General features: G+C 54.5%; 2 protein-coding genes and 1 pseudogene. All 3 read left to right on the forward strand.

Translation table 11 applies throughout. The features are described from left to right. A partial coding sequence (locus tag ACNQ0W_RS24805) for an NlpC/P60 family protein (RefSeq protein WP_417933280.1) occupies positions 1-291 on the forward strand: 291 nt, incomplete at its 5' end. Then, a complete protein-coding gene (locus ACNQ0W_RS24810) occupies positions 279-872 on the forward strand; it encodes a tail assembly protein (RefSeq protein ID WP_045418842.1) in 594 nt (197 codons plus the stop codon). The genes ACNQ0W_RS24805 and ACNQ0W_RS24810, both read left to right, overlap by 13 nt. 55 nt (positions 873-927) lie before the next feature. Then, positions 928-1592: pseudogene (locus tag ACNQ0W_RS24815) on the forward strand (host specificity protein); the annotation flags it as partial.

Below are 1592 nucleotides of genomic sequence, written 5' to 3' on the forward strand. Positions count from 1 at the left end.
GATTACCCATGGTGGGAAAGCCAGTACCCGGACAACCTGTATTTCGACAACTGGGAGCGGGAAGGGTTTGTCGAATGCGACCCGTCGCCAGGCTGTATGGTCATCATGCAGGTTGAATCCAGCAAGTGGAACCACGCGGGGATCATTACCGAGGAAGGTGAGCTGCTTCACCATCTGTATGGGCAGCCATCCTGCATCACGCCGTATGCGCGTGGTTATTTCAAAGACAGGACGATGATCTGCGTCCGTCACAAAGAGCTACCGCAGGAGATTCAGCCATGGCGCGTTTAACCACGATTCGATTGTACGGTGTGCTGGGAGCCCGATTTGGCCGTGTTCACAGGCTGGCTGTGCAGACATCAGCTGAGGCTGTTAAGGCGCTTTGCATTAACCTGGACGGGCTGGAAAGCTATCTTCTGAACGCCAAAAAGAATGGCATGACGTTCGCGGTGTTTCGCGGCAGGCGCAACATTGGCGCGGATGATTTTAAGAACCTGGCCGGAAGCACCGATATTCGCATAGCACCAGTGATGGAAGGGGCAAAAAAAGCTGGTTTGTTCCAGACGATATTGGGTGCTGTCATGGTTGTGGCGGGCATCGTCGTCACGGGCATGACGTTCGGTTCAGCAGGTGTCATTGGCGCAGGGATGGTCTCCGCTGGTATAGGAATGATGGCTGGTGGGATTTACCAGATGCTTTCGCCTCAGCCCAAAGGACTTCAGGGGCGAGACGATCCTGACAATAAACCCTCATATGCCTTCGGTGGGTCGGTGAATACCCTTGCGATGGGTAACCCTGTCGCGCTTCTTTATGGTGAGCGCGAGATTGGCGGCGCCATCATCAGTGCCGGCATAGTCGCAGAAGACATCTGAAAACTCCTTTCTGAATATCAAGCACCCAATTGGGTGCTTTTTTTATGGATGTAATATGGAAGCGATCACTGGTGCAAAGGGTGGCAGCCAGAAGCAGCACACACCTGTAGAACAGCCCGATTCGGCGCAGTCAATGGCGCGCTGCCGCATGCTGCTGGCGCTCGGGGAGGGTGAGTTTGCTGGTGGCCTGGATGCGACCCGGATATTCCTGGACGGTACGCCGTTGGGAAACCCCGACGGAACGATGAATTTTGAAAATGTGTCATGGGATTTCCGGCCTGGCACACAGACCCAGACACCAATGCCGGGATTCCCTGCAGTCGAGAATGAAACTACGGTTGGCGTATCGCTGACAAAGGCCACACCATGGACCCGCGCACTGAGTAACACCCAGATTGACGCGGTGTTGGTTCGTATTGGCATCCCTGGGTTACAGCAGCAGGAAAACGATGGGGATATTGTCGGCACTACGGTTCAGTACCATATTGATCTGGCGGTGGACGGTGGCGCTTACTCGACAGTCATGACGAAAACCGTCACAGAGAAGCTCAGTTCGCTCTATGAACTAACCCACCGTATTAATCTTCCCAAAGCCAGCACTGGCTGGCAAATTCGAGTGGTGCGTGACACCGATGACAGCACCAGCCAGATGCTGCAGAACAAAACGCAGGTGCAAGCGATTACTGAGGTGATCGATGCTCGCCTGCGATATCCACACAC

It is taken from the genome of Enterobacter cloacae complex sp. 6730903 (assembly GCF_048283985.1).
GTDB classification, from domain to species: Bacteria; Pseudomonadota; Gammaproteobacteria; order Enterobacterales; family Enterobacteriaceae; genus Enterobacter; species Enterobacter hormaechei_C.

Excerpts from the sequence above, each read along its gene's own strand:
- ACNQ0W_RS24810 (WP_045418842.1), top strand. The coding sequence starts at position 279 with ATGGCGCGTTTAACCACGATTCGATTGTACGGTGTGCTGGGAGCCCGA.